The organism is Streptomyces sp. NPDC127117 (assembly GCF_042677325.1).
In the GTDB taxonomy this organism is placed as follows: Bacteria; Actinomycetota; Actinomycetes; order Streptomycetales; family Streptomycetaceae; genus Streptomyces.
Map to the genome: position 1 here is coordinate 114,333 of NZ_JBHXTM010000019.1, position 24,491 is coordinate 138,823.

Sequence of the window (24,491 nt, forward strand, 5' to 3'; positions counted from 1 at the left end):
CGTCACGCCCAGCCCCAGTGGGCTGTTGCACCCTCTTCTCCGAAGTCGTGGCGTGTCCTCAAATCGGCCTTCTCGGAGAATGGCTGTCGGGCCGATTAGTCGAGGTTTGTCTCCGGGCTTGAGCCGCGCCAGCCGCCGTTGACATACCACTTGTCGGCCGCCAGGGCCTTGAACAGGGCATAGCCCATCGTGTTGGGGTTACCCCGGTAGCGCCAGCCCTCGGCCTTGTGCTCAAGCCAGGGGGCGACGGAGTTAGTGGGCATCATCGTGAGGTCGTGGTTGGTTGATGCGATGTGGCTACTCACCAGAAGGCTGTACCGGTAGTCCAGGTCGAACACCTTCAGGTGTTTCTGGAGGCGTTCTGTGAGTGTGTCGCTCCAATCAGGGTGGGGGGAAACGAAGAACTTCATCGACGGCTGCTCATTGCCGCGTGGCCTCCTGAGACGAGCTCGAAGCCAGGGGTAGTGGGAGAAGTCGTCGAAGTAGGGGTGCAGGGTCTGGTCACCCGCATTGACGGGGACTGTCGCGCGCTTGCCGGTGTTGCAGTCGCGGCAAGCCGGGATGAGGTTAACCGGTACCACGCTGAGCAGCGGGTACGTGTTCTTGGGTAGGTGGTGATCGAGCGTGGTTACCAGGCCCTCCCCGCACAGGGGACACCGGTTATCCCGTCGACGGCCTTCTTGGTCGGTCGTACCTTTGAGCGCCTCGTAGATGCGGCGGCCCGGAGCACGGTCCTTGGCCAACCGGTCGGTGTAGACCCCCTCCAGTGCCTTGCGGTCGCGACGGGTGCCAGGCGTGGCGGCGAGGCCGGTGAGGGTGTGAAGAGCCTGGCCCTGAGCGGCTGCCTCGTACGCACTTGCTGCATCGGCCACCGCGTCGGTGAACGACTCCAGCCGTTTTCGGCTATTTGGGCGGGCGTTGGCGATGCAGGTGGTGTAGACGTCGCGTGCGTCGAAGGTCGGAGGATCTATGTGCTGCATCAGCCGTGTCCCTCCACGTCGTCGCGCTGGCCGAGCAAGGCGCTGAGCACCAACTGTGCCTCACTGCCAAGCCGTCCACTGAAGTGTTCCAGGACAGCGTCGTAGGAGTAGCCGACGTCGACCAGGCGTCGTAGTTCGTGCAGAAAGCCGGCTTCGGTCAGTTCCAGACCGAAGACCTCGTGAGTCAGCACGCCGACGTTCTCGCCGTACGTTTCGATGCGGGGCTGCGCGGCTCCGAGTTGCCCGCCGTAGCGCCAGAGCTTCCAGACGCAGTGGGCAGGAATCTCTTGGAGTACAACCGGAGAGTGTGTGGCGACGATGGCCAGCCCGTTGCGCTCGGCGAGCAGATCGGACAGCGCCCGCATGAACGCGGACAGCAGGGGCGGATGGAGGTGGGTTTCAGGCTCATCGATGATGACGAGGGTCCGCTCACTCACGTGCTCGATGAGCCGGGTCATGGTGAGCAGAACGAGCCGGTGGCCGGCGCTGAGACGGCGGAAGAGCTGCCGGGCCTTATTCTCGCGGCTGTTCAGGCTTGCGGTGTTCTCGAAGTTCTCCAGCCATCCCTCCTCCAGGAGTCCGCTCCCGGGATAGTCGAGGGTGCGCAATGCCCTGATCCATTGTGGGCTGCGCTCGCGCGTCAGACATGCCTTCATGGCCTGCGCGAAGTCCTTCCTGAGCCCGCCAGGGGTCTTGAACCTGGGGGATCGTGAACCCTGAACACGCAGGCCCACGTAGGAAGCGATGAACATTTCGTCGCCCTCGACGAGCGGGAAGTCGTCAAAGGCGCTGAACGAGACAGTCACCAGGTTGTTGAAGGATCGGCCCTCGCGGCCGTACTCGATGATCCGCCCGAGCTCATATATCTGCGGCTCGACCGCAGCGACGGCGCGGGCCAAGTGGGAAAGCACATATGACTTCCCCACGCCGTTCCGTCCGGTCAGGGCGTGCACGTTGCTGGCCGGCCGGGAGCCTGGTTCGACCTTGAATTCGAACCGCACGGAACCCATTGCCGGTGGCAGCGGCGGCTCGTAGGCGATATCGAAACTTACCCGGCGCGCTCCGCCGCGTGCGATGCGCCGCAGCTGCCCGCGCACGGTCGACATCTTGACGAAGCGCAGTAGCGAAGTGCGGGTCACATCTTGGTTCCGCGCGAGGCGGAAGGAGTCCTCGTCATAGGCGATATCCCGGAGCGCGGTGAGTACTTCCTCCCGGATGGCGCTGGGTATCTCGCTCAGCGTGTAGTAATAGCTTTCATCCTGGCCCACCGAGAAATAGCGCGAGCTGTCCAGGCGGCTGAAGCGCTCCGGGAGCAGATAGTTGGCGGGAACGTTCTCGCCATCCGTCGCCACGTGGCCAATCTTCACCGTGCCGACCTCGATCCAGCCCTCCCTGGTCAGAACGCGCAACGTGAACATGGTGCGGTATCCGTCGTCGTCCCAGGTGTCGTGGACGAGGAGCGCATCGAAAAGATCCTCCGCCATAGCGCCACCTTCGGCCAAGCGACGGTCGTCATAAAATACGCCGAATCGCACGGTTTTCCTGGCCCTCCCCCTGCTTACTGTGCTCCGTCGTGATGTGCGATCTTAGGCGGCGGCGCGCACGGGTGTGCGGGGGCGGACGTCGCGAACTCAGCGGCCCGGCTGGAGTGCGACGCTGGAGTCTGGAGTAGGGCCGCCGTTGCTTTGCCGCGGGCCGGTGCGGCTATGTGTTGTCGCTGCGGTGGTGGGCGTGCCAGAGGCGTCTGAGGGCTTCGAGCTCGGTTCGTGGGAAGTGTTCGCCCCACTTGCCTCGATAGCCGCTCTCACCGTAAGTCTGCGCGACTTCGTCGAAGCAGCGGATCGCGGTGCGGGCGAGCTGGTCGATGCCGAGCTGGCTGGACCAGATTTCGGTTCCCTTGTTGTCGTGATCGCTGCCGTGACGCAGCTCCAGCACGCGGGTCCAGGTGTCCACGCCTTCGCGGTAGAAGATCCACCGGTAGGCGGTCGGTTCGGCCTCAAACTGGGCACGGGTCTCCGACCCGCCCGCGACGAGCTGGGCCACCGCGGTCAGGAGCTCCTCGGGCGCACTGGTGATGTGGGACGCGGTGAGCTCGACTCTCGCCTGGCGATCTTCAAGGGTGCAGTCCGCCCACCCGGATCCCGTCAGGGTCCAGGTGATGCGCATGCCGGATGTCACTGGTGCTCCTCAGCGAGGAAGGCCCGAACATCGGCCGCCAGGGAAGTCATCTGCTCGCCGGCCTCCAGCCAGGTGGTCACAGAGGCGCCCCAGCCACCTGCGGCCTGAGGCCACGGCCGCGAGGCCCAGGTCAGGCCGACGTGGCCGCCGGACCGGAAGACTGCCGACACCGTTAGGTCGTGGTCATTGGTCTGCCAGCTCCGTTCGCCGTCCCATCCCCGGTAGTCGGCGGCGAGCTCTTCCAGGAATGCGGTGAGATCGCTGTCCCAGATCCAGGCGACGACCTCGTTGACGCGAGCGGTCAGACCGGGAGCCCGCAGCTCGACGGCATAGTGCACGGAGTCTGCGTCGAAGCTGAACCGGTCGCAGAACGTCACGCCGACGGACGCATTGTCCTGGCAGCGGATCGTCACGCTGGCCTCATCGCCGGTGCCGACGTCGGGGGTAGTCATGGGTGGAACGCTAGGTCAGCAGGATGTTCGACGTCACTTGGATTCGCTGTCGGCAGGGTGGAGAACAGCTTCGGCGATTTCACGGACACGCTCCATCGTGATGCCGGTCCGCTGTTCGACCGCGAGAGGGTGGTCGGTCGGCTCCAGCTCGATGAACGGACGCTGTCCGATGGGGCGGGTGTGGACGTGGGTCTTCAAGTTGATGGTGCTGGGCGAGTAGAGGAAGAGGTCGGTGGACAGCCATCCGAAGCACGGCTCCTCGGATTCGCGTCCCCGGGTGTCCCAGAGGTCCGCGGCTCGGGCGAAGTTGTCCCGGCTGAGGGAGACCCATGCGGCCCAGGAGAAGACCTCGTCGCTGCCGATGATCGGTATCTCGATCAGACCCTTGACGAAGTAGTGCTGTGCCTGGATGACGCACTGATCCGACGAGAGCAGGCAGTCCGCACGGTCGGCGAAACGCGGATCCCAGACGTAGGGAGCCGTGGCCGAGTAGTTCATCGGCAGTTCGGCGTGATGGCTGCCGCAGCACGAGCATGTGAATCCGAGGTCGCTGGTCATGAGCGGAGCCTAATGATCGGCTCCGACGTTGCTGACGTCAGTCCCGTCTCGGTGAGGGCAGAGGCAGTTCACCGTGCGTGTGCTGGGGAGCGCTTCAAGATCCGTCGGATGAGAAGGGGAGGGAACTGGTCGTGCGGGTGGGCGGTTACGAGCCCGTCGAGGCTGGCCTCATGGTGGCGGACGGCCTCGTCGACCCGTTGGGCAAGCCGCACGATCTCTTCTTGGAGCCAGGGGATGGCGGTTGTCCTCAGCTTCCGCTCTGCGGGTAGTCGCCTGTCGAACTCTCGGCGGAAGCGCTGAACCTCTCCCTGGCTTCCGAGGGCTTGTTTTCGCCAGTAGAAGGAAGCGAAGAGAGCGGCGACCTGGACGACGTCGGGGAAGTCGGCGGCCTCGGCGTATGGGTATGGCCGGTGCCGGCTGGTCTCGTCCGGATGGATCAAGCGGAGTCTGCGCTCCGTGCGGTCTGCTGCGTAGCCGTGTCTGGTCAGGTCGCGCCAGAACTTGGAGCATTCTTCGTAGGCGGGCAGGATCCTGCGGTATCTGCTGTGACGGCAGAGCCGGTGGAGGCGGCGTTGAGCTTCAACGATCTCGGGCGCCTTCGTAACGCTGCACTGACCCATTGAAGGGATCTCGACGCTCCGCTCAAAGTACGAGTCGTAGGCGGTGCCAGTGCCCGTCCACCGGCGGTGCTTGACACAGAGCTGGTTGAGGTTTCGGAGCCCCCATATCTCGATCCGCCAGTTGGTCCTTCCGGTATGTGCGGCCGCGCAGAAGTCGCAGGCCCAGGTCCGGCTGATCAACGGGTAGCCCGGCTGGTGCCATGCCGCGGCGGTGGTCAGTTCGGGCAGAGCCTTCCTCAGGGATGCCGGCGTCTGACCGCTGCGAACGGCGAGGAGATCCAGCCCGTCCAAGGGCCTCTCCGCCGAGTAGAAGCGGCGAAGCACGTGCTTCGGGGGGATTCCGTTGAGCAGCGCGAGTCGTGCTGCATAGGACCGAACAGTCTCATTCGGAAAGGGCGGGGAGGTCAGAGGCAGTGGTCGTGCCGGCCCGGCCGGGGCCGTGACTCCGATCATGCGGATGTCCGGTAGGCGCTCTCGCTGGCGTGGTCCACGTGGATGGCGTGCAGTTGTCGCCGGGTGATGCTTTCGCTGCCGTCCAGGATCGCGGAGATGGCAGCGGCACGGACAAGGTGGGAGAGGCTGCCGATCATTCCGCCGGTCCGCTGATAGAGGTACTTGTGCAACTTGGTCAGTGTGTTGGGGGCGTGCCGGTGCAGGCGAAGGGTGCCCTCCATGGTCGCGACCAGCCCTTCCCATTCGCGGCCCAGGGGAAAGGGGCCGGTGTGCAGGAGGGTGCAGCGACCTGCGATCTGGCCGCCGCGGATGCCGGTGAACAGTCCGGAGTGTTCGACGTCGATGCCGGCGTAGATGAACGTGGCCGGCAGGTGCTCGGTGAAGTACTTCAGGTGGTCGGAGAGCTCCTCTCCGGCGATCGTGCCCAAGTTCATGAGGTGGATTTCGTCGACCAGCACCAGGTCCGTGCGGGCCTCTGTCAGCACCTGACAGACGGAATGCGTGATGTCGGCGGTGTTGTGGCGAGGGGTGATGGTTGGGATGTTGAGGAAGCGGGCAAACTCCAAGGCGAGCTTCCGGGGTGATCCTTTCGGCGGTGCGGTGACATAGACCACCGGGATGCGTTGGCCTTCGCCGGATCTCTGCCGAACACGCAGTTCATGAAGGCGCCCGAGCTGTCGGAGTGCAGTGGTCTTGCCCGTGGTGCGGTCGCCAGAGATGATCAGGCCGCGGCGAGCTCCGTGCTCGCGTCGGTTGAGCAGGGTCAGAAGGCGTCCCTGATGAGCGACTTCCTTCACTGTGGACGTGCGTACCACTTGGAGTTCTGAGTGGTAGTCGATGCGAGCTTCGTCGTAGTCGGTGCGTTCCTCGTCGCTCATCGACTCCCATCGAGGGCGGGGAAGCAGGTCGAAGGGGTGCGGGTCCTTCTCCACGAACCGCCGCCAGCCAGTGAGAGTGGTGGGCGGCTCCACACGTTCGTCTTTGTCGGTCCCAGAGCGATCATTTCCGGAGGGGCTCACCACCATCTTTTCGCCTCCTCACGAGCGTCGAAGATCCCCAGCGGCACCACTTTCGCCAACTCCTCGCCCTCATCGGCGGCATCGGAGACCTGAGCTGGTTCGGCCGGAAGCGCTTGCGAGGCGGCGGGCGTCTCGGGACGAGGCCAGGCCGACTGGCTGGTGGCACGGGTGCGGCCGACGACCTTGCGGTCACGCCGCTCGGCCGCTCGGCCCGAGCTCTTCCGCCGCCGGACAGGGTGTTTCTCGGGACCGTCAGCGGCCCGGTCAAGCAGCTCGACCGCAGCCTCAGCGACCGCTTCCTCGTCCGGCTTGCGCCGTTCACGTTCGGCCAGCACCTGACGGGCCCGGTCGAAGACCAGTTCACCCATGGGGACGGGCGAAGTGCGTAGATGGCGCCAGGTCGCGGTGATCCAGCCCGTGCCACGGTGGTTGCGTACCCAGACGCAGGAGATGTCATAAGGGTCGTAGTGGACCTCCCAGAGCCTCCCGTCCGGACCCGCCCCGGAGGGCTGGCGCCGAAAGGGGACAAGGTCGCGGGAATCGTAAGTACGGTTGTTGATCCGCACCCCTCCGGGACCGATGACCCTCCATTCGCGGGGCATGAGCTGGATGTACTCCTCCGGGCTCAGCGCGACCGGCACGTATCCGGCCGCCGCCACCAGCGCGGCGTACTTCTCGTTCGGACTCAACGGGCGATCCGGCATCAACGGGTCTCGCAGCCCGCCGTGCGGCCTGACCTGCCACGTCGAAACGACCCATTCCTGGAGCAGTTCCTGGAGCTCGTGGATGGACCAAACCGCTCGTGCGGACGGATCCCTGCCTCGCATCTCGGCACTCCGGCCTGTGTAGCCGGGCAGATCCTGGGCGAACATCGTTGCCACGGAGCCCAAGGTCCTTTCAATATGCGGCTTGTCGGTCGGGGTGTCCGGATGCGCGGGCTGGAACGAGATCCCCAAGTGGCGGCAGGCATTACGGAAGTTGTCCGAGACGAACGCCTTCCCGCGGTCGCTGACCACCATCTCCGGGACGATCACCGGCTTCGCGGCGGCCTTGGCCATCCGTTCGTCCAGCGTCAGCAGCGAGGCATAGGGCAGCACCGACCGGGACATGCGCAACGCGTCCGACCAGCCCGGCCGCACCACCTCGGGCGTCATCGCCCGCGCCAGCAGCAGGGCGGCGTCCACCGCCTTCGTCGAGGGCCGCAACACCACCGCGGCCAGCGTCCTCGTCGCCAGATCGACCAGTCCGGTCAGCTCGCAGCGGTCCACTGTCCCGTCGTCGTGGACGACCATTACGTCCAGTGGCGTGGAGTCGATCTCCATCACTTCACCTGGTCGTGCTGTCGTCAGCTGCCCAAACATCCGCTTCGGCTGTTTGCCCAGCGAGCGGCGGGTGCGGGCCGAGCCCAGCAGATGTTGCCCGGTCGAGACTGCCTCCAACAGGCGGTAGAACGTCGCCCTGGAGGGCATCGAAACCGCTCCCTTGCCGTGCTCAGCAGCCAGCAGGCGTTCGACCTTGCGCCGCAGCACCTGCGCGGACACGGTCGGCTCGTCGGTCCGGCTGCTGACGATCTTCTCGATGGCCTCGACCACCCGCGGATCGGCCCGGCTCGTGCCGGTGGCGGGCTTGCGCTGCCGACCGTCCACTAAACCCGCCACCCCTTCGCGCTCGAAGCGAGAGCGCATCCGGCGCAGCGTGCTCAGCCCCACCTCCTCGCCTGCTTCGCGTAGTTCGGCGAGCTTGGCCAGCTCCCGCTGCCGCAACGAGTTCACGGCCGGGTCGTACTCGGCCTTCACTGGGGTGCGCGCATCGACGTCTGGACGGCCCGTAAGCAGTTCGGTCAGGTGCCTTCGCCACCACTCGGCCCGCTCTGCGGCTTCTTCGGGCAGCCCCTCCAGGACCCCCGCATCGGGCAACGGCGGGCGGCTCGGCGCGCTGCTGAGCACGGTGAACCCTTCAGCGGCCAGCAAGTTCCCCAGCAGCACCACACTGGCGGCCAGGGCGTCATCCACCAGCCGCACCGAAGTGCCGTGCAAGGCGGCCACGGTGTGCTCGCGCCCGTCGTAGCGAACCCGATCACCCAGCGACAGCAGCTGCGGACGCGCCGGCATCCCCGCCCACCTCCTTCGCCACCGCAGGAACGAGGTGCACGCGCGTGGCCCCCGCCAGCAACTCGCCCCCCAAGTCAGCGGCCAACACTCGACGCCACAACAGGTGAAAGAGCACCGGAAGCGTGGCGATTGGATCCCCGACTTCCCGGGCCCCCGCAAGCAGTCCCTGCGGCTCTGCAAACACCGCTTGCAGAGCATCGGCGACCGGCTCGCGCCGAACCCGGGGGTGTCGGTAGCCCGATAGCCAGCGCAGATTCGCAGCCAGCACGGGATCGAGTATCCCGACCCGCTCGAAGCCCCAGCCAACCCGGGCGCAGGCCGCGGCCGTGGCCGCGAACTTCTTCGCGTCGTCCGGCTCGATCCGATCGTCCGGACGTACGTCCAGCACCACAGCGGTGCCGTCCCGACGGCGTACGAAGTAGTCCGGCGTATGGCGGGTCCGCCGGGCCCGGTCGCTGTACCGCCACGACAGCTGGAACGGCTGCGAGGCCACCGCCACCACATCCGGATCGGCGTCCAGCCTCATCAGGTGCCCGAGCTCCACCCACGACTCATAGCCCACCAGGTCACCACCTGTAGCAGCCCAGTACCAGCCCGGGAAGTTCCGCTGCCCCTGGTACGAAGGGAACCCGCGTACCTGCCCGGCTGCCTCGAAACGGGTCGGCCACATCACCTCAAGCGGCCCGCCGTGCGGTTCGCCGCGGGCGTCTAGGTACTCCAGCCAGAAGTCTTCCTCAGCCATCAGCCACCCCGTTCGGCACCCGCCCGATACGAAGACCGTAGGGACCCCGGTGCGGCAGTGGGTCAAGAAGAGCGAGACAGATCGACAGATGGTCACGGTTGACTGAGACGAGCGACCAGATGGTTCAGATCGACCGAGACTGGCTCATCTTCAGCGAGACACGTCACGTGGCTCGGCACACAGGGCCGTGCGAGTGGTGTGGCGCACTTTTGCAAGCGTCTGCTTGCAAAAGTTAGCAAGGGTGGCGCACCATCGGGGTATGGCATCCCTCAACGTCGGCAATCTCGGTGAGTACCTGCGCGAGCAGCGGCGCAACGCGCAGCTGTCGCTGCGGCAGCTCGCCGATGCCGCAGGGGTGTCCAATCCCTACCTCAGCCAGATCGAGCGCGGGCTGCGCAAGCCGAGCGCCGAGGTGTTGCAGCAGGTCGCCAAGGCGCTGCGGATCTCCGCCGAGACCCTTTACGTACGGGCCGGGATTCTGGACGAGCGGGAGCGGGAGGAGCTGGAGACGCGGGCGGTGATTCTGGCCGATCCGTCCATCAACGAGCGGCAGAAGAGCGTTCTGCTGCAGATCTACGACTCCTTCCGCAAGGAGAACGGGTTCGAGCCCGGACCGGAATCCGGCGTCGCCGCCGGATCGGAGACCGGCGACGAGTCAGGGCCCGACGCCGGTGCGGACGGCGGCGGTGCCGGCGCGGCTTCGGAGCCGTCGACGCTTTCGAAGCATTCGACGTCCTCGAAGCGTTCGACGTCTTCAATACCCTCCGCGCCCTCAACACCCTCCGCGCCTTCAAAGCCCGAAAAACCCTCAAACTGAGTCTGATGATCCGGGAGGACCACAGTCATGGCCATCACCGATGACCTGCGCAAGACCCTCACCGACCCGACCCCCCTCTACTTCGCCGCCGGTACGGCCGACCTCGCCGTCGAGCAGGCGCGCAAGGTCCCGGCGCTGATCGAGCAGCTGCGCGCCGAGGCGCCGGAGCGTATCGAGGCCGTGCGCAACACCGACCCCAAGGCCGTGCAGGAGAAGGTGACCTCGCAGGCCAAGGAGGCGCAGGCCACCATGCAGGCCAAGGTCACCGAGGTGATCGGGTCGTTCGACAGCGATCTGCGGAAGCTGGGCGAGAACGCGCAGGACCTGGCGCTGCGGAGCCTGGGTGTGGCCGCGGAGTACGCGGTGCGGGCCCGGGAGACGTACGAGAAGGTCGCCGAGCGCGGCGAGCAGACCGTGAAGCACTGGCGGGGCGAGACGGCCGAGGAGATCGTCGAGATCGCCGTCGTCGTGGAGCCGCGCAAGGAGTCGAAGCCGACCGGCACCGCGAGGACCGCGCCGGCCGCCAGGCCCGGTCCGGCGAAGTCCGCGCCGGCGCCGAAGCCCGCGCCCAGGACCGCCAAGCCGGCGAGCAAGGCCCCTGCCGCGCCCGCCAAGAAGGCGCCTGCGCGTAAGCCCGCCGCGAAGAAGACCACTCCGCCGGGCGCGAAGTAGAAGTACGCGAAGCAGAAGTTGTAGAAGAAGCGCGAAGCGGAAGTTGCGGAAGAAGTACGAGCAGGAGATTGTCGGCGCCACGGCACCCCCACGGCGGTGCTGTGGCGCCGAGACGTGTGGCGGGGCGCGGGCCGGGCACCTTCCGGGGTGTGCGGCCCGTTGTCCCGGTACCTTGGCCGCGAGGCGCTCATCCATTTATTAGGCGGTGCACACCATGTTGCTCACAGGATTCAGCACATTTCTCATGCTGCTCTACGTGGCCATGCTGGTGCTGGCGGTGGTCGCGCTGATCATGGCCGCGATGGCCCGTGAGGACGCCTACCGGGCCGCGGACAAGCAGAAGAAGTCCTTCTGGCTGCTCATTCTCGGCATCGCCGTCGCCGTGAACGTACTGAGCCTCTACATGTCGGTGTTGTTCCTGCAGATCGCGGGCGTGGTCGCGTCCATCGTCTTCCTGGTGGACGTACGGCCCGCGCTGCGGGCGGTCTCGGGCGGCGGCGGCCGGCGTGGCGGCTCCAGCAGCGACGGGCCGTACGGCCCCTACAACGGCGGGCGCTGAGCCTTCGCGGGGTTCGCGGCGCGGGGCCGGGGGATGCTCCGGCCCCGTCCGCCGTCCGGGATCCGGCGGCGGACGGCGTCCTGATCGCGGTCGAGCAGGAGGACCGCGACGTCGTCGGTCAGTTCGCCGCCGTTCAGCTCCCGCACCTGGGCGACGGCGGCCTCCAGCAGATCCTCACCGGCCAGCCCCTCCGCCAGCTGCCGGTTGATCATCGCGACCATCCCGTCCTGGCCCAGCCGCTGCGTGCCGACCGGGCCCACGCGCCCCTCGATGAGCCCGTCGGTGTACATCATCAGGCTCCAGGTGCCGCCGAGATCCACCTGCCGGCGCGGCCACCGGGCGCGCGGCAGCAGGCCGAGGGCCGGGCCGCCGTCCTCGTACGGGAGCAGGTGCGCGGCCCGTCCCTGCCGGGCGATCAGCGGGGCGGGGTGGCCCGCCAGGCACAGCCCGGCGCGCCGGCCGTCGGGGGCGATGTCGACGGTGCAGAGCGTCGCGAAGATCTCCTCGCTCTCCCGCTCGTGCTCCAGGACCTGCTGGAGGGTGGAGAGCAGTTCGTCGCCGCAGAGCCCGGCCAGAGTCAGTGCGCGCCACGCGATGCGCAGTTCCACGCCGAGCGCCGCCTCGTCGGGGCCGTGCCCGCAGACGTCGCCGATCATGGCGTGGACGGTGCCGTCGGGCGTACGGACCGTGTCGTAGAAGTCCCCGCCGAGCAGCGCGCGGCTGCGGCCGGGGCGGTAGCGGGCCGCGAAGCGCAGATCGGAGCCTTCGAGCAGCGGCGTCGGGAGCAGGCCGCGTTCGAGGCGGGCGTTCTCCTGGGCGCGCAGGGTGGACTCGGTGAGCCTTCGCTGGGCCACGTCGGCGCGCTTGCGCTCGACGGCGTACCGGATGGCGCGGCTGAGCAGCCGGCCGTCGAGCTCGTCGCGGAACAGGTAGTCCTGGGCGCCGACCCGTACCGCCTCGGCGGCCAGTGCGGTGTCGTCCTGTGCCGTGAGGGCGAGGACGGCGTGGCGCGGGGCGATCCGCAGGACGTGTTCGAGGGTGGCGAGCCCGTCGGGTCCGGCCGCGTCCCCCGTCCCGGAGGCGCGGGTCTCGCTGCCGGTGGGCAGGGCCAGGTCCAGCAGTATGCAGTCGACGTCGTCCGTGAGGAGCCGGCCCGCCTCGGTGAGATTGCGGGCGGTGCGTATGCGCACCCTCGTGCCGGCCGCGGCCGGCAGCTCGGGGACGGTGAAGGTGCCCGCCGGGTCGTCCTCGATCACCAGGAGGGTGAGGTCGGCGCCGTGGGAGGCCTCCGCAGCGGCTTCGGTGCGTTGCTGCGGTACGGGTACGGGCATCGGTTCGGGTTTCCTTCCCTCCCCCCGAGGGCGCGGCGGACCGACGATCGACGGTCCGCCAGACGGGGACGATAGCGGGCCGTGGCGGTGGAACGGAATGGCGTTCCGCGATTGGCCTCCGGCATATGCACAGCCATAAGCCGCGTCAGGTCACGGATCCGGCGAGATGTGCCGGGCCGGGGGCGGGTATCCGGACATGACAAAGGTCACGCGGGTGGTGGACGGCGGGTGGCGCGGGTCACGCCCGTGCGGGTACGGGGTGTTCGGGGCCGCTCGCGGGGCGGCGGGGGGCGCCCCCGGGGCGCCCTCGGAGTGGCCCGACGCAGGCGACGCGGGCACCCCCTGCGGGCGGCTCGGCGCAGGCGTCCCCGCGGTGGCGCTGCGGGCAGCTCCGAGAGCGCCCCGCAGCCCCCGGTCGCCTACTTGTCCGGGCGTACGACCCCGAGTATCTGCATGGAGCCCGCGCCCGCCAGCGTGACGTTGCGGCCGGGGCGAGGGGCGTGGACGATCGCGCCGTCGCCGATGTACATGCCCACGTGACTGGCGTCACTGTGGTAGATGATCAGGTCGCCGGGGCGCATGTCCTTGATCGCGATGCGCGGCAGCAGTCGCCACTGCTCCTGCGAGGTGCGGGGGATCGGCCGGCCCGCCGCCAGCCAGGCCTGGGACGTGAGCCCCGAGCAGTCGTACGACTTGGGGCCCTCGGCGCCCCAGACGTACGGCTTGCCGATCTGCTCGGTCGCGAAGGCCACCGCCTTCTTGCCGCGGGCGCTCGCCTCGCGGTTGATGTCCTTCAGGGCGCCGGAGCTGAGCCAGGCGGTCTGCTGCTTGTACTCCGCCTCCTGCTCCAGCTTGAGCAGGCGGGCCCGCTCCTCCTTCTTCAGCCGGGATTCCAGCTTCTTCGCCGCGGCGATCTGTGCGTTGATCTTCTTCTTCGCCTTGGCCTGCTTGACCCGGTTGGCTTCGAGCTTCTTCCAGTTGGCGCTCGCGTCCTTGGTGTACGTCTCCAGGTCCTGCTGGGTCCTGGTCAGTTCACCGAGCACGCCCTGCGCGGCCTGCTGGCCCTCCCTGACCCGGTTCACCCCGTCCAGGAACAGTTGCGGGTCGTCGCTGAGCATCAACTGGGCGCCGGGCGGCAGCCCGCCCGTGCGGTACTGCTCCCGGGCCTGGGCGCCCGCCTGGCTCTTGAGCTCGGCGATCTTCGACTGGCCCACGACTGTCGCGCGGGCCAGCTTCACGATCTCGCCGGACTGCTTCTCGGCCTTCTCCTCGGCGAGGTTGTACGCGTCGGTGGCCGCCCCCGCCTTGCGGTAGAGGTCGTCGATCTCCTTGCGCACCTCTTCGAGGCTCTTCTTCGGCGCCTTGGAGGCGGCGGACTTCGTGTCGGAAGGAGATGGCCGCGAGGGCTCGGCGAAGGCCTGGACCGGCGTGATGAGAACGGTCAGCGCGCAGACCAGAGTGATCGCGGCCGAGGCACAGTGACGTCGGTTCACGAGATTCCCCCCGAATGAATCTGATTTACCGTCAGTAACTTTTCGCCGATGTCGAGATCGTGCCATGCCGTACCGAAAAGCAACAGGGGCGCACGGCCGTCGTCCTGACGGTCGCTCTCCCCGGTCCGCCGCGAAACCCCTCTTCGCAGCGGACTCCCTCTCCGCCGCGAACCCCTCGGATCTGCCCGGCTTCCCTCTCTCTGGACGAACGATGCCCCGTCCGCGTTCCCGTCCGCCTCCCCCGACCCGGTCTCCCCGCGCCTGTTCAGCGCGAGTTGGGCCATGGGTTGGGCTGGAGGGCCGCCCATTTCACCGTGACTTCGCCCTGGCGCCACCGCCGTACCCCGTCGGCCAGCGGCCAGTCGCCGGACAGTGACCGCACCGCCGTGATCCAGCGCTGCCGGGCGCCCAGCGAGGCGTACGGGGCCGCCGCGGCCCACGCCCGGTCGAAGTCGCGCAGGAACGCGTGGACCGGTTCGCCCGGCACATTGCGGTGGATCAACGCCTTGGGCAGGCGTTCCGCGAGGTCGGAGGGGCGGTCCAGGGAGGCGAGCCGGGTCGCGAAGGTGACCGTGCGCGGACCCTCCGGCCCGAGCGCCACCCAGACGTGCCGTCGCCCGATCTCGTCGCAGGTGCCCTCCACCAGGAGCCCGCCCGGCGCGAGGCGGGCGCACAGCCGCCGCCAGACCGCCGAGACCTCGCCCTCGTCGTACTGGCGCAGCACATTCGCCGCCCGGATCAGGTCGGGGCGCTCGGGGAGCGCGATCTCGAACCCGCCGTGCAGAAAGGTCAGGCCCTCACGCTCGTACGGCCCGGCCGCCGCGACCCGCTCCGGGTCGATCTCGATGCCGACCACGGCCGTGCGCGGCTCGACGGTGCGCAGCCGGTGCAGCAGCTCGACGGCGGTCCAGGGTGCAGCGCCGTACCCGAGGTCGACGGCGACGGGGCGGTCGGCGCGGCGCAGGGCCGGGCCGTGGGTGGCGGCGATCCAGCGGTCCATGCGGCGGAGCCGGTTCGGGTTGGTGGTCCCGCGGGTCGCGGTGCCGATGGGGCGCATGACAGTGAGCGTAACGATCTCGTGGCGGGGGTGGCGCGCGCCCGGTGGGCGCCGTAATGCGACGCCCACACCGTAATGATTTGGTAAAGCGGAAATGAAAGGAGAGATTCCGCTGTTGCAGCCGTTCGCAGGGGCTCAGGTCCCTCAGCCGTCATGCCCTGAGTGAGGAGGACCGGACGACGTGAGTCAGTACGTCTCCCGGCTCGGCAGCAGCCGGGTCGCACCGCGCCTCAGATTCCCCGCCGCGTTCCCCGGCGGCCACCGCAAACCCCGACGCATCGCGATGCTCTCCGTGCACACCTCACCGCTGCACCAGCCGGGCACCGGCGACGCGGGCGGCATGAACGTCTACATCGTGGAGCTGGCCAGGCGGCTCGCCGCGATCAACATCGAGGTCGAGATCTTCACCCGGTCCACCACCGGCGGGCTGCCCCCGGCGGTCGAACTGGCCCCCGGTGTCCTGGTCCGGCACGTCGACGCGGGGCCGTACGAGGGGCTGGCCAAGGAGGAACTGCCCGCCCAGCTCTGCGCCTTCACGCACGGCGTGATGCAGGCGTGGGCCGGCCAGCGCCCCGGCTACTACGACCTCGTCCACTCCCACTACTGGCTCTCCGGCCACGTCGGCTGGCTCGCCGCCCAGCGCTGGGGCGTCCCGCTCGTCCACGCCATGCACACCATGGCGAAGGTCAAGAACGCGGCGCTCGCGGAGGGCGACACCCCCGAGCCGGCGGCCCGAGTCATCGGCGAGACCCAGATCGTCAGCGCGGCGGACCGGCTGATAGCCAACACCACCGGGGAGGCGGACGAGCTGGTCCGCTTCTACGAGGCCGATCCCGGGTCCGTCGCCGTCGTCCACCCAGGGGTCAACCTGGACCGCTTCAGCCCCGCCGACGGGCGGGCCGCCGCGCGGGCGCGCCTCGGGCTGCCGAAGGACGCCCTGATCCCGCTCTTCGCGGGCCGCATCCAGCCGCTGAAGGCCCCGGACGTGCTGCTGCGGGCGGTCGCCGTCCTGCTGGACCGCGATCCCGCGCTGCGCACCCGGATGGTCGTACCGGTCGTCGGCGGCCCCAGCGGCAGCGGGCTCGCCAAGCCGGAGGGGCTGCAGAAGCTGGCGGCGCGGCTGGGCATCGCCGACGTCGTACGGTTCCAGCCGCCGGTCGGGCAGGATCAGCTCGCCGACTGGTTCCGGGCCGCTTCGGTGCTGGTCATGCCCTCGCACAGCGAGTCCTTCGGCCTGGTCGCCATAGAGGCGCAGGCGGCGGGCACCCCCGTCGTCGCGGCGGCCGTCGGCGGCCTGCCGGTGGCGGTGCGGGACGGGGTCAGCGGCTTCCTGATACCCGGGCACGACCCGCAGGCATACGCACAGGCGCTGGCCCGGTTCGCCGACGCGCCGGAGCTGGTCGCCCGGATGGGTGCGGCGGCCGCCGCGCACGCCCAGGGCTTCGGCTGGGACACCGCCGCGTCGGCGACGGCCGACGTGTACACGGCCGCGATGCACGAACACCGCCGTCGCGTACGCTCGCACCATGGCTGACGTACCCGATGGAGCGGCACCGTCCGAAGCGGCGACGGTGCGGGCCGCGCAGGTCATCGAGGCGACCCTGAAGGACGCCGGGCTCGAATGGGAGAGCCCCGAGCCGGGCGATTACGTCGTCAAGCTGCCCGGCACGCGCAAGCTGTCCACCACCTGCTCGCTGCGGGTCGGCAGGCACTCGCTCTCCCTCAACGCCTTCGTCGTCCGGCACCCGGACGAGAACGACGCCGCGGTCCACCGCTGGCTGCTGGAGCGCAACCTCCGCCTCTTCGGCGTGAGTTACGCGATCGACCCGCTCGGCGACATCTATCTCGTCGGCAAGCTGCCGCTCTCCGTGGTCACCCCGCAGGAGCTGGACCGGCTGCTCGGCACGGTCCTCGAAGCGGCCGACGGTTCCTTCAACACCCTGCTGGAGCTGGGTTTCGCGAGCGCGATCCGCAAGGAGTACGAGTGGCGGGTGTCGCGCGGCGAATCCACGCGGAACCTGGATGCGTTCACACATCTGACCCAGCGCCCGGCCGGCCGGACTGACTGACGGTTCGGCCGGTTCGGCCGTCCGGCCATCACCCTCTGAGGAATTCAGCCCGGGATTCCCCGGTGCACGCCTCTTTCGGCGTCCCCGGGGGCCGTGGCATGCTCGCCGCCGACGCAGATATGAACGTCGTTCACATGGATGAAAGGCGGCTCGGATTCATGGCGATCGGACCCAAGACAGGCAGGACCGGCAGGGCGAGCAGGGCCCACGAGGCCGACGCGGCCTGCGAGGGCAACAGGGTCAACGAGGGGAACGTCAGCAGGCGCGGGCTGCTGGCAGGCGCCGTGGCGGTCGCCGCGACGGCGGTCGGCGCCACCGCCACCGGCAGCGGCCCGGCGTTCGCCACCGCCCGGGGGACCGCGGCCGGTGCCCCGCGAGCGGTCACCCCGCTCTGGCGGGAATTCGCCGCCGCTCCGTTCACCCACCCGCAGATCCCGTTCATCGGCCGGGCCGGCCACCGCGGCGGCTCCCGCCCGCCCCGCCGTCCCGGCCGCGGCTTCGTCGTCGACGTCCGGCGCCACGGTGCGAAACCCGACGGCTCCGCCGACGCCGCCCCCGCGATCAACCGTGCCATCGCCGCGGCCGGAGAGCGAGGCGGTGGCACGGTGCTCATCCCCGAAGGCACGTACCGGATCGACGACATCATCCGGATCGGCCACAGCGACGTGGTGGTGCGCGGCGCGGGCAGCGGGCGCACCGAGCTGTACGCGACCAGGAACCTCACCGAACTGGTCGGGACGTACGGCAGCCGTTACGGCGGCGACAAGTCCAGCTGGTCCTGGGCCGGCGGCCTCATCTGGCTCTGTCCGCAGGATCGTTGGGCCTCGCTCACCGACGCGATCCGGGCGAAGGTCTGGCCCTTCGAGGGCTGGACCGGCAACCGGCGCGACGAGTGGCGCACCCTGACCACCGTCGCCCCCGCACGCCGGGGTGACCGTTCGGTCACCGTCGCCGACACGACGGGGCTGCGGCGCGGGGGGCTCGTACTGCTCCGCCTCGCCGACGACGCCGGCCACACGCTCCTGGAGCACATGGCGGGCGGCGGCCCCGGCCCCGAGGCGTACTACTGGGACGACAAGACCAAGCTGACCTCGTACGTCCCCTACGAGTGGCCGGTCCGCGTCACCTCCGTACACGGCCACCGGGTCACGCTGGAGCGCCCGCTCCCGCTCGACGTCCGGCCCGAGTGGGATCCGCGGCTGACCACTCTCGTCACCCCGCTCACCGGCTCCGGCGTCGAGGGCCTCACGCTCGAAGCGGTCGAGACGCCGCAGTCACCGCATCTGCTCGACAAGGGCTACAACGGGGTCGCGTTCCAGTGCGCGTACGACTGCTGGGCCGACGACATCACCGTCCGCCACGTCGACAACGGCTTCGGTCTGATCGCCGCCTCGGCCTGCACCCTGCGCCGCACCCGGGTCGCGGGCCGAGGCTCGCACCATCCGTACTACTGCCGCGAGGGTTCGCACGACAACCTGATCGAGGACTTCACCGTCGAGCGGCGCACCGTACCGGCGCCCGCCGGAACGCAGTTGCACGGCATCAACGTCGAGGGGCTGTCCAGCGGGAACGTCTGGTCGCGCGGACTGATGGAGATGGGGACGTTCGACTCGCACCGGGGCATGCCGTTCGCCGACGTCCGCACCGACATCACGGTCGAGAACAACGGGCGGCACGGCGGTGACGCGAGCGCGGGGCCGCTCTTCGGCGCCCGCTTCACGCACTGGAACATCCGGGTCACCAACGGCCGGGCGGGCCTGATGCGGATCGACGGGCTCGCCCCGTACAGCGCGACGGTCGGCATCAGCGAGGTGACGGAGTCCGACCAGATCGACGTCCCCGACTTCACCGGCGATCTGCACACCAGGCTGGAGGCGTACGGCACCCCGGAGGCGGTGTGGCCGCCCAATCTGTACGAGGCCCAGCGGGCCCTGGCCGGCTGAGGTCCACGGGAGCGGGCGCCGCGGCTCAGTCCCCGGTCCGCAGCGCCGACTCCACGTCCGTGAGGGCCGATTCGAGCTGTGGGGCGACGTCGGCCCATGCCTGGTCCAGCTCTTCCCGGGAGGCGCGGCGCGGGACGGTCTCCACCAGCATGATCAGGTAGAGGTAGCAGCGGTAGAGCGCGAGCCGCAGCCGCACCGACGCGTCGAACACCACCGGCCGCCCGCTGCCGTCCGCGTATCCGGCGAGGAAGTCCCCGTCCTCCTCCATGTTCCCGAACAGGGCGAGCGACACGAAGTCGGCGACCGGGTCGCCCCAGAACATCCGCTCGCCGTCGACGATCCCGCCGATGGTCCGCGCTCCGGGCCCGCCGTCGACGAGGAGGTTGCCCTGCCACAGGTCGAAGTGGACCAGGGCGGGGCGCGTGACGTCGTCGAGCACCGGTGACGCGGCGGCGAGCAGGGCGCGGATGCCGGCCGTCGGGCGCGGCAGCCGGGCCCGGTAGGTGTCCGCGTCGGCGAGGACGGCGTCGGTCATCGCGGTGAACGCCTGCCGCCAGGACGGGACCAACGGGCCCGCAGCCAGGGAGGGATAGCCGAAGCCGGCCGGGTTGGTGACGGTGTGCAGCCGGGCGACGATCCGCCCCAGCTCCGTCCTGAGCCGGCGCTCCTCGGCGCCGGACAGGGCGTCGGCGGAGGCGGAACCGGCCACCTCGTGCCAGGGGAGCCCCGGACGGGCCGACATGATCATGTACGGTCCGGTCGGCGCGGCCGGGTCGAGTTCGCTGTGCAGGACGCGGGGGACCGGTGCCGAGCCGTCCGCGCAGGTGTAGAACGTGGCCTCGTTGACCAGCAGGTCGCGCTCGTATCCCATCAGCGTTCCGGGGGTCGCGGGCGGCGGTATCTTCACCACCCGGTCGCTGCCGTCCGTGAGCGTCACCCGGAAGACCGTGTTGAACGTGCCTCCGGTGAGCCGTGCGCGGGCGGCGATCCGGTCCTCCGTCAGACCGACGGAGTCGAGAACGGCCGTGGTTGTCGCGTCAGCCTGCATGGGGATCGCACCTCTGTGTCGTATTCCGGTTCCGTCGGTGTGAAGTAACGCAGCACCGGATGACGCATTCGGTGCATTCACAGGATGATCACAGCGCCGTCACGATCGCATCCCATGCCCGACTTGATTGATCATCAAACCATTTTCCGCTCATACAGTGAGCAAAACCGAACCCCCTGCTCATAGAGACGGACCGGACCAATGCGTTCCACCGCCGTACGTCGTACCGCTGTTGCCGCCACCGCGGTGTCCCTGGCCCTGTTCGCCACCGCGTGCGGCGGTTCGGACTCCGGTTCCTCCGACAAGGGGGACAAGGGAGCGGGCGCCAAGGGCAAGGAGTCCTCGGCCGCCGCACCCGCGGCCGAGGCGCTGAGCGCCGCCGAGCTGGAGAAGGCCGCGCTGGCCCAGGGCGACGTCAAGGGGCACAAGATCTCCAAGGCCGCGGCCAAGGACACGATCTCCGTCGACGACATCAAGACCGAGAAGAAGGTCTGCGCCCCCTTCGCCGACGCGCTGATGGGCGCTCAGATCGGCGAGCCGGGTGCGTTCACCAAGCGCACGGTCGTCAGCGAGCCGAAGAAGAGCGACCTGGCGAAGCAGGACAGCGGGGACGCCGAGGAGGCGTTCAAGGCCGCGTTCGACATCACGACGACGCAGCTGGCCCTCGGTTCGTACGACGGCAAGGGCGCCCAGGAATCGGTCGCCTCGCTGCGCACCGCGGCCACCGAGTGCGCCGGCGGCTTCGGGTTCACGGCGGCCGGTGAGAAGCAGAAGGTCGCCAGGATCACCGAGGAGCAGGTCAAGGGCGGCGAGGAGGCTGCCGCCTGGACCGTGCAGGTGGAACAGGGCGGGGAGAAGGTCGAGTTCAAGCTCGTGGCCATGCGCCAGGGCGCCTCTTTCGCCTCGTTCTCCTCGATGAACCTGGCCGCGATGGGCGGCGGCGGGGACTTCGAGCTGCCGACCGCGGTGATCGAGGCCCAGGCCGCGAAGCTGGCCTAAGGTCTTTCGTCTGGATCGGGCCGGATCAGGGACCGGGGCACGCGAGCCCGGCCTGATCCAGACGAGAGGCCCCAGGGCCGGCGGCGGGGTGGGCGAGTACATGACGCTCCGCGAGTAAGTATTCGTACTCATGATCGGCGATTCGCCCTCCGGGCAGGCTGTTGGTATCAGTCAGCGAGGAGGGCACAACATGAACGTGATCAGTCGACGTGGCCGGGTGGCGTCCGCGAGGATCGGGCGCCGCCCGAGCCGTTCCGCAGCCGGGCTCGCCGTGGCCGCCGCGACCGTGGCGATGCTGACCACGGGCTGCTCGATCGAGGACGCGACCTGCGGTGGCGGCGAGTACCCGGTCATGACGATCGGGGCCACCGGATCGGCCTGCGTGTCCGACGACGAGGACCCGCCGAAGGGGTACGTCCGGTACCCGAAGGGCAAGGTCCCCGAGCACGTGGACGACAAGTGGGACGTGTACTGGCGCACCCACAGCGTGGACAAGGACGGCCGGATCATCGAGGTCCCCGCCGGTTCCTAGAGGTCGGGCCGGCACCGGTTCAGGGCAGCGGGACGAGCCTCACCACGGTGACGATCAGGACGGACCCGGAGACGTAATAGAGCACGATCGCCCCGGCCACGGTCGCCTCGCGGCGGTCGCGCTCGCTCTTGACGGCCGACGATCCGTGTCCGTACGGGTCGAGGCCCAGGGTGCGCGCCATCTCGGCGCGGAATCTCTCGCCGTCGCGCATCTTGGCCAGGGAGTCGTCGGCGGGCGGTGCGTAGGAGATGCGGAAGCTCAAGCGACGCTCCGCCTCTCGGCCTCGTCCTGCGCCAGCCGGTCCAGGATTTGTTCGGCCTCGGGGTCGGGGACGGCCTCCAGCATCCAGTGCCGCATCACGGCCTGGATCTCGTGCACCCCCGCCTCGTTGATGGCGCGGTCGAACTCCTCGCGTCTCTCCTCCGGCAGCGTGGCGCGGATGGCCGGAATGCTGTTGGGCACGTCGACCTCGGCACCGCCGACGAAGGTCTTCAGGGGCTCGCCCATGATTGCTCTCCCCGCTCTCCTTGCTTCCTCCGCACGGCCCGTCCGGTCGGTTCCGCCGTTGCGCGGGCCGGTGCTCGGGACACGCTAGCGCCAGTGCCGACGGCGGACACGGATCCCACGCGATACGTTCGCCCCGTGACAGCGACATCGTGGGACATATTGCTGATAGGTGGGGCCTCGGGCGTCGGCAAGAGCCGGGCGGCGGCCCAACTGGCCGGTGAACCGGGCGGGTCGAAGGGATTCGTGGTCGAGTTCGACGACGTGGTCAGCGCCGTCGAGGCCATGACGACGGCCGAACACCACCCCGCACTGCACCACTTCGAGACCATCCCCGACACGGCGCGGCTCACCGTCGACCGGGTGCTGGCCCTCCAGGTCGCCACCGCCAGAGCCCTCGAACCCGCGGTGCTCGGCGTGGTCCGAAACCGCCTGACCGTCGACGTACCCGCCGTGGTCGAGGGCGACTACCTCACCCCGGCCGCCGCGGCGGAAGCGATCCGCGAGGGACGGGCGGCCGGCCGCCGGGTGCGGGCGGTCTTCCTGCACGAACAGGACCCGGAACAGATCCTCGCCAACTACACGGCCAGGGAGCCCGAAAGCGGCGAACAGCGCCACCGGGCCCAGGTCAGCGCCGCGTACTCGCACTGGCTCGCCGACCAGGCGGCCCGGCACGGCCTGCCGGTGGTCGAGTGCCGCCCCTGGGACGGCCTCGCGGGGCGCGTGGAACGGGCGTTGGGGCAGCACGAGCCGGTGATGTCGGACCCCGGCCGTACGCTCGGACCATGAGCGTTTCCATCTACTACAGCGCCCGCCGGGCGGAGCCGCTGACCGGTGCCGAGTCGGCCGCCGTCGAGCGCGTGGTCGCAGCGCGCGCCGAGTCGTTCCCGTACGACGACGAGGAGAGCCTGTATCTGTACGGCGGTGACGACGACCAGGACGACGAGATCTTCGCCGGGTCCACGAAACTCCCGGTCGACCCCGGCCGGTGGCTGCCGGTGACGGCCCATGTGCTCGACTCCGTCACCGAGTTGCGCCGCGCCGTCGGTGAAGCGCAGTGGCACGTCCACCTGGACGACGTCGACGTCCCGTGGGACGAGAGGGAGGGGTACGCCCTGCCGGGCATGAGGGACGACGCACTCGGCGGCCTCCACGACAGTCCGGACCAACAGGGCGGGTGAGGGCCGGCGCGACGACGGGGCTCATCGGGGTGGGCCGAGCACCTCGTCGGCGCTGCGGGGTTCTGTCCGCGGCTGTCGGTTGAGCCTGTGGCGCTCGATGGAGGATCGCCGGTAGACCTCCTTGCGGGCCCGCATGATGTTGCCGAGGGGCGCGTGTTCGGCGGTGACCCGCCAGGGGGTGAAGGACAGCGCGTCCATCTTCTCCAGGTTCTCCGGGCCGGAGATGTCCTGCCGCGGCAGCCGCAGCTTCGCCACGGTGGTGGACGGCGAGAGCTGCTCGGGCCACTCCACGGTGGTGTCCTCCACCGGCATGCGCTCCAGGTCGGTGCAGAGCTGGACCTGGATGTCGAAGGCGTAGGGCCGCTCCCGCAGTTCGGCCTGCAGGGCCGGCCGGAAGACCTCCTGCGCGGAGGCCGGGTCGATGTCGCGCCGGACCACCGCGGCGGCGGAGGACGGGTCGGGGGTGATACGGACCTTGGCGATGTACTCCCCGTGCCGGACCGCCCCCATCGTCCAGTAGCTCGACAGCAGCAGGTTCGCCGGAGGAGTCTTCGACAGGCGCAGAAAGGCCAGGAACTCGTCCCACGCCCAGTCGTCCTGGTCGAGGGTTCCCTTTCCGGTCACGAAATCGGTGAAGAAACGATGTGCGCCGGGTCGGCCCCGGGCGAAGTAGGCCGGCGCGTTCAGGAACAGTTCCTGGATGAACAGGTAGTGCTCGACCGTGTTGCAGAAGAAGACCGGTCCGTTGATGTTGGCGTAGTCGAATGTGCCCGTGTCCGGTTCGTCCTCCAGCAGGGTCGGGCCGGGGACGCCGAAGATCTTCAGAGCCAGTCCGGTGGCGGCGCCCAGCCGCGCGTCGGCTCCGGCGTGCGGCGAGCCGTTGGAGAAGCGGATCAGCGCATCGTGGGTTCCCGGAGTCGCGTAGATCCCCTGGGCGTACTCGGGTGGCAGTCCGTCCAGGATCTCCACTTCTCCCCGGACCAGCCCGTAGCCCTTGGCATGGGCGTCGCGCAGTGCCCGCCCGGTGCCGCCGGCCTCGACCGAATCGGCGATGTAGCTCTCGGTCTTCTCGATCACCGTCTGCACGTTCCGGTCGAAGTGCGGATCGTCGTCTTCGACGCCGGGCGTGTAGCGGACGAACTGTGCTGCCATGGCTTCGACCTCTCCTCGGAG

26 protein-coding genes are annotated in these 24,491 nt (G+C 69.2%); 10 read left to right on the plus strand and 16 right to left on the minus strand.

The window, feature by feature from the left end:
- Positions 1–95 precede the first annotated feature (95 nt).
- The 9 genes from ACFVH0_RS18880 to ACFVH0_RS18920 form a co-directional block, all read right to left on the minus strand.
- Entirely contained in the window at positions 96–980 is an 885-nt protein-coding gene (locus tag ACFVH0_RS18880) for an HNH endonuclease (protein WP_385821506.1), read from the minus strand.
- Positions 980–2,464, minus strand: coding sequence for an AAA family ATPase (locus ACFVH0_RS18885; protein WP_053740928.1), 1,485 nt, complete (start codon positions 2,462–2,464; stop codon positions 980–982). Before ACFVH0_RS18885 ends, ACFVH0_RS18880 begins: the two co-directional genes overlap by 1 nt.
- Before the next feature lie 220 nt (positions 2,465–2,684).
- Complete coding sequence (locus ACFVH0_RS18890; RefSeq protein ID WP_385821508.1) at positions 2,685–3,158, minus strand: hypothetical protein; 474 nt, start codon at positions 3,156–3,158, stop codon at positions 2,685–2,687.
- A complete protein-coding gene (locus ACFVH0_RS18895) occupies positions 3,155–3,610 on the minus strand; it encodes a DUF6228 family protein (protein WP_385821510.1) in 456 nt (151 codons plus the stop codon). The genes ACFVH0_RS18890 and ACFVH0_RS18895 overlap by 4 nt, the downstream gene beginning before the upstream one ends.
- A 33-nt stretch (positions 3,611–3,643) precedes the next feature.
- Positions 3,644–4,108: a DUF2199 domain-containing protein gene (locus ACFVH0_RS18900; protein WP_385821577.1), complete on the minus strand. Its 465-nt coding sequence runs from the start codon at positions 4,106–4,108 to the stop codon at positions 3,644–3,646.
- A gap of 128 nt (positions 4,109–4,236) precedes the next feature.
- Positions 4,237–5,241, minus strand: coding sequence for a TniQ family protein (locus ACFVH0_RS18905; RefSeq protein ID WP_385821512.1), 1,005 nt, complete (start codon positions 5,239–5,241; stop codon positions 4,237–4,239).
- The gene (locus tag ACFVH0_RS18910) at positions 5,238–6,266 is read right to left on the minus strand and encodes a TniB family NTP-binding protein (protein WP_385821514.1); all 1,029 of its coding nucleotides are present in this window, start codon (positions 6,264–6,266) and stop codon (positions 5,238–5,240) included. The genes ACFVH0_RS18905 and ACFVH0_RS18910 overlap by 4 nt, the downstream gene beginning before the upstream one ends.
- Entirely contained in the window at positions 6,257–8,371 is a 2,115-nt protein-coding gene (locus ACFVH0_RS18915) for a Mu transposase C-terminal domain-containing protein (protein ID WP_385821516.1), read from the minus strand. The genes ACFVH0_RS18910 and ACFVH0_RS18915 overlap by 10 nt, the downstream gene beginning before the upstream one ends.
- Complete coding sequence (locus ACFVH0_RS18920; protein ID WP_385821518.1) at positions 8,337–9,113, minus strand: TnsA-like heteromeric transposase endonuclease subunit; 777 nt, start codon at positions 9,111–9,113, stop codon at positions 8,337–8,339. The genes ACFVH0_RS18915 and ACFVH0_RS18920 overlap by 35 nt, the downstream gene beginning before the upstream one ends.
- Before the next feature lie 259 nt (positions 9,114–9,372).
- Here ACFVH0_RS18920 and ACFVH0_RS18925 point away from each other — a divergent pair, with 259 nt between their 5' ends.
- The 3 genes from ACFVH0_RS18925 to ACFVH0_RS18935 all read left to right on the plus strand — a co-directional run bounded on the left by ACFVH0_RS18925 (position 9,373) and on the right by ACFVH0_RS18935 (position 11,161).
- Entirely contained in the window at positions 9,373–9,930 is a 558-nt protein-coding gene (locus ACFVH0_RS18925) for a helix-turn-helix domain-containing protein (protein WP_385821520.1), read from the plus strand.
- A 27-nt stretch (positions 9,931–9,957) separates the two neighbouring features.
- Positions 9,958–10,602: a hypothetical protein gene (locus tag ACFVH0_RS18930; protein WP_385821522.1), complete on the plus strand. Its 645-nt coding sequence runs from the start codon at positions 9,958–9,960 to the stop codon at positions 10,600–10,602.
- A 214-nt stretch (positions 10,603–10,816) separates the two neighbouring features.
- Positions 10,817–11,161, plus strand: a complete 345-nt coding sequence (locus ACFVH0_RS18935) for a DUF2516 family protein (protein ID WP_385821524.1) — start codon at positions 10,817–10,819, stop codon at positions 11,159–11,161.
- Here ACFVH0_RS18935 and ACFVH0_RS18940 read toward each other — a convergent pair.
- From ACFVH0_RS18940 to ACFVH0_RS18950, 3 genes are all read right to left on the minus strand, one after another.
- Positions 11,143–12,492, minus strand: coding sequence for a PP2C family protein-serine/threonine phosphatase (locus ACFVH0_RS18940; RefSeq protein ID WP_385821526.1), 1,350 nt, complete (start codon positions 12,490–12,492; stop codon positions 11,143–11,145). The genes ACFVH0_RS18935 and ACFVH0_RS18940 overlap by 19 nt on opposite strands.
- 419 nt (positions 12,493–12,911) lie before the next feature.
- A complete protein-coding gene (locus tag ACFVH0_RS18945; RefSeq protein ID WP_385821528.1) occupies positions 12,912–13,985 on the minus strand; it encodes an NlpC/P60 family protein in 1,074 nt (357 codons plus the stop codon).
- A 265-nt stretch (positions 13,986–14,250) separates the two neighbouring features.
- Entirely contained in the window at positions 14,251–15,042 is a 792-nt protein-coding gene (locus tag ACFVH0_RS18950; protein ID WP_385821530.1) for a class I SAM-dependent methyltransferase, read from the minus strand.
- 181 nt (positions 15,043–15,223) lie between these two features.
- Between ACFVH0_RS18950 and mshA the strand changes: the two genes are divergently transcribed.
- The 3 genes from mshA (at position 15,224) to ACFVH0_RS18965 (ending at position 19,054) form a co-directional block, all read left to right on the plus strand.
- Positions 15,224–16,576 (plus strand): D-inositol-3-phosphate glycosyltransferase, encoded by a 1,353-nt coding sequence (gene mshA / locus ACFVH0_RS18955; protein WP_385821532.1) that lies wholly within the window; start codon positions 15,224–15,226, stop codon positions 16,574–16,576.
- Positions 16,569–17,111: a YbjN domain-containing protein gene (locus ACFVH0_RS18960; RefSeq protein WP_385821534.1), complete on the plus strand. Its 543-nt coding sequence runs from the start codon at positions 16,569–16,571 to the stop codon at positions 17,109–17,111. Before mshA ends, ACFVH0_RS18960 begins: the two co-directional genes overlap by 8 nt.
- Before the next feature lie 158 nt (positions 17,112–17,269).
- The gene (locus ACFVH0_RS18965) at positions 17,270–19,054 is read left to right on the plus strand and encodes a glycosyl hydrolase family 28-related protein (RefSeq protein WP_385821536.1); all 1,785 of its coding nucleotides are present in this window, start codon (positions 17,270–17,272) and stop codon (positions 19,052–19,054) included.
- A gap of 25 nt (positions 19,055–19,079) precedes the next feature.
- Here the strand turns inward: ACFVH0_RS18965 and ACFVH0_RS18970 are convergent, their stop codons facing one another.
- Positions 19,080–20,102 (minus strand): phosphotransferase family protein, encoded by a 1,023-nt coding sequence (locus tag ACFVH0_RS18970; RefSeq protein ID WP_385821538.1) that lies wholly within the window; start codon positions 20,100–20,102, stop codon positions 19,080–19,082.
- 201 nt (positions 20,103–20,303) lie between these two features.
- Between ACFVH0_RS18970 and ACFVH0_RS18975 the strand changes: the two genes are divergently transcribed.
- Both ACFVH0_RS18975 and ACFVH0_RS18980 read left to right on the plus strand, forming a co-directional pair.
- Entirely contained in the window at positions 20,304–21,101 is a 798-nt protein-coding gene (locus ACFVH0_RS18975) for a hypothetical protein (RefSeq protein ID WP_385821540.1), read from the plus strand.
- A 190-nt stretch (positions 21,102–21,291) separates the two neighbouring features.
- Complete coding sequence (locus ACFVH0_RS18980; protein WP_385821541.1) at positions 21,292–21,633, plus strand: SCO0607 family lipoprotein; 342 nt, start codon at positions 21,292–21,294, stop codon at positions 21,631–21,633.
- A gap of 19 nt (positions 21,634–21,652) precedes the next feature.
- On the opposite strand, the gene ACFVH0_RS18985 is transcribed toward ACFVH0_RS18980, so the two are convergent.
- Together ACFVH0_RS18985 and ACFVH0_RS18990 are read right to left on the minus strand one after the other, a co-directional pair.
- Positions 21,653–21,895, minus strand: a complete 243-nt coding sequence (locus ACFVH0_RS18985) for a hypothetical protein (protein ID WP_385821543.1) — start codon at positions 21,893–21,895, stop codon at positions 21,653–21,655.
- Entirely contained in the window at positions 21,892–22,140 is a 249-nt protein-coding gene (locus ACFVH0_RS18990) for a hypothetical protein (RefSeq protein ID WP_189545668.1), read from the minus strand. Before ACFVH0_RS18990 ends, ACFVH0_RS18985 begins: the two co-directional genes overlap by 4 nt.
- Before the next feature lie 135 nt (positions 22,141–22,275).
- On the opposite strand from ACFVH0_RS18990, the gene ACFVH0_RS18995 reads away from it, so the two are divergent.
- Together ACFVH0_RS18995 and ACFVH0_RS19000 are read left to right on the plus strand one after the other, a co-directional pair.
- Positions 22,276–22,926, plus strand: coding sequence for an AAA family ATPase (locus tag ACFVH0_RS18995; RefSeq protein WP_385821545.1), 651 nt, complete (start codon positions 22,276–22,278; stop codon positions 22,924–22,926).
- Positions 22,923–23,318, plus strand: a complete 396-nt coding sequence (locus ACFVH0_RS19000) for a hypothetical protein (RefSeq protein ID WP_385821547.1) — start codon at positions 22,923–22,925, stop codon at positions 23,316–23,318. The genes ACFVH0_RS18995 and ACFVH0_RS19000 overlap by 4 nt, the downstream gene beginning before the upstream one ends.
- Positions 23,319–23,339: 21 nt before the next feature.
- On the opposite strand, the gene ACFVH0_RS19005 is transcribed toward ACFVH0_RS19000, so the two are convergent.
- Complete coding sequence (locus tag ACFVH0_RS19005; protein ID WP_385821549.1) at positions 23,340–24,470, minus strand: catalase family protein; 1,131 nt, start codon at positions 24,468–24,470, stop codon at positions 23,340–23,342.
- Positions 24,471–24,491 lie beyond the last annotated feature (21 nt).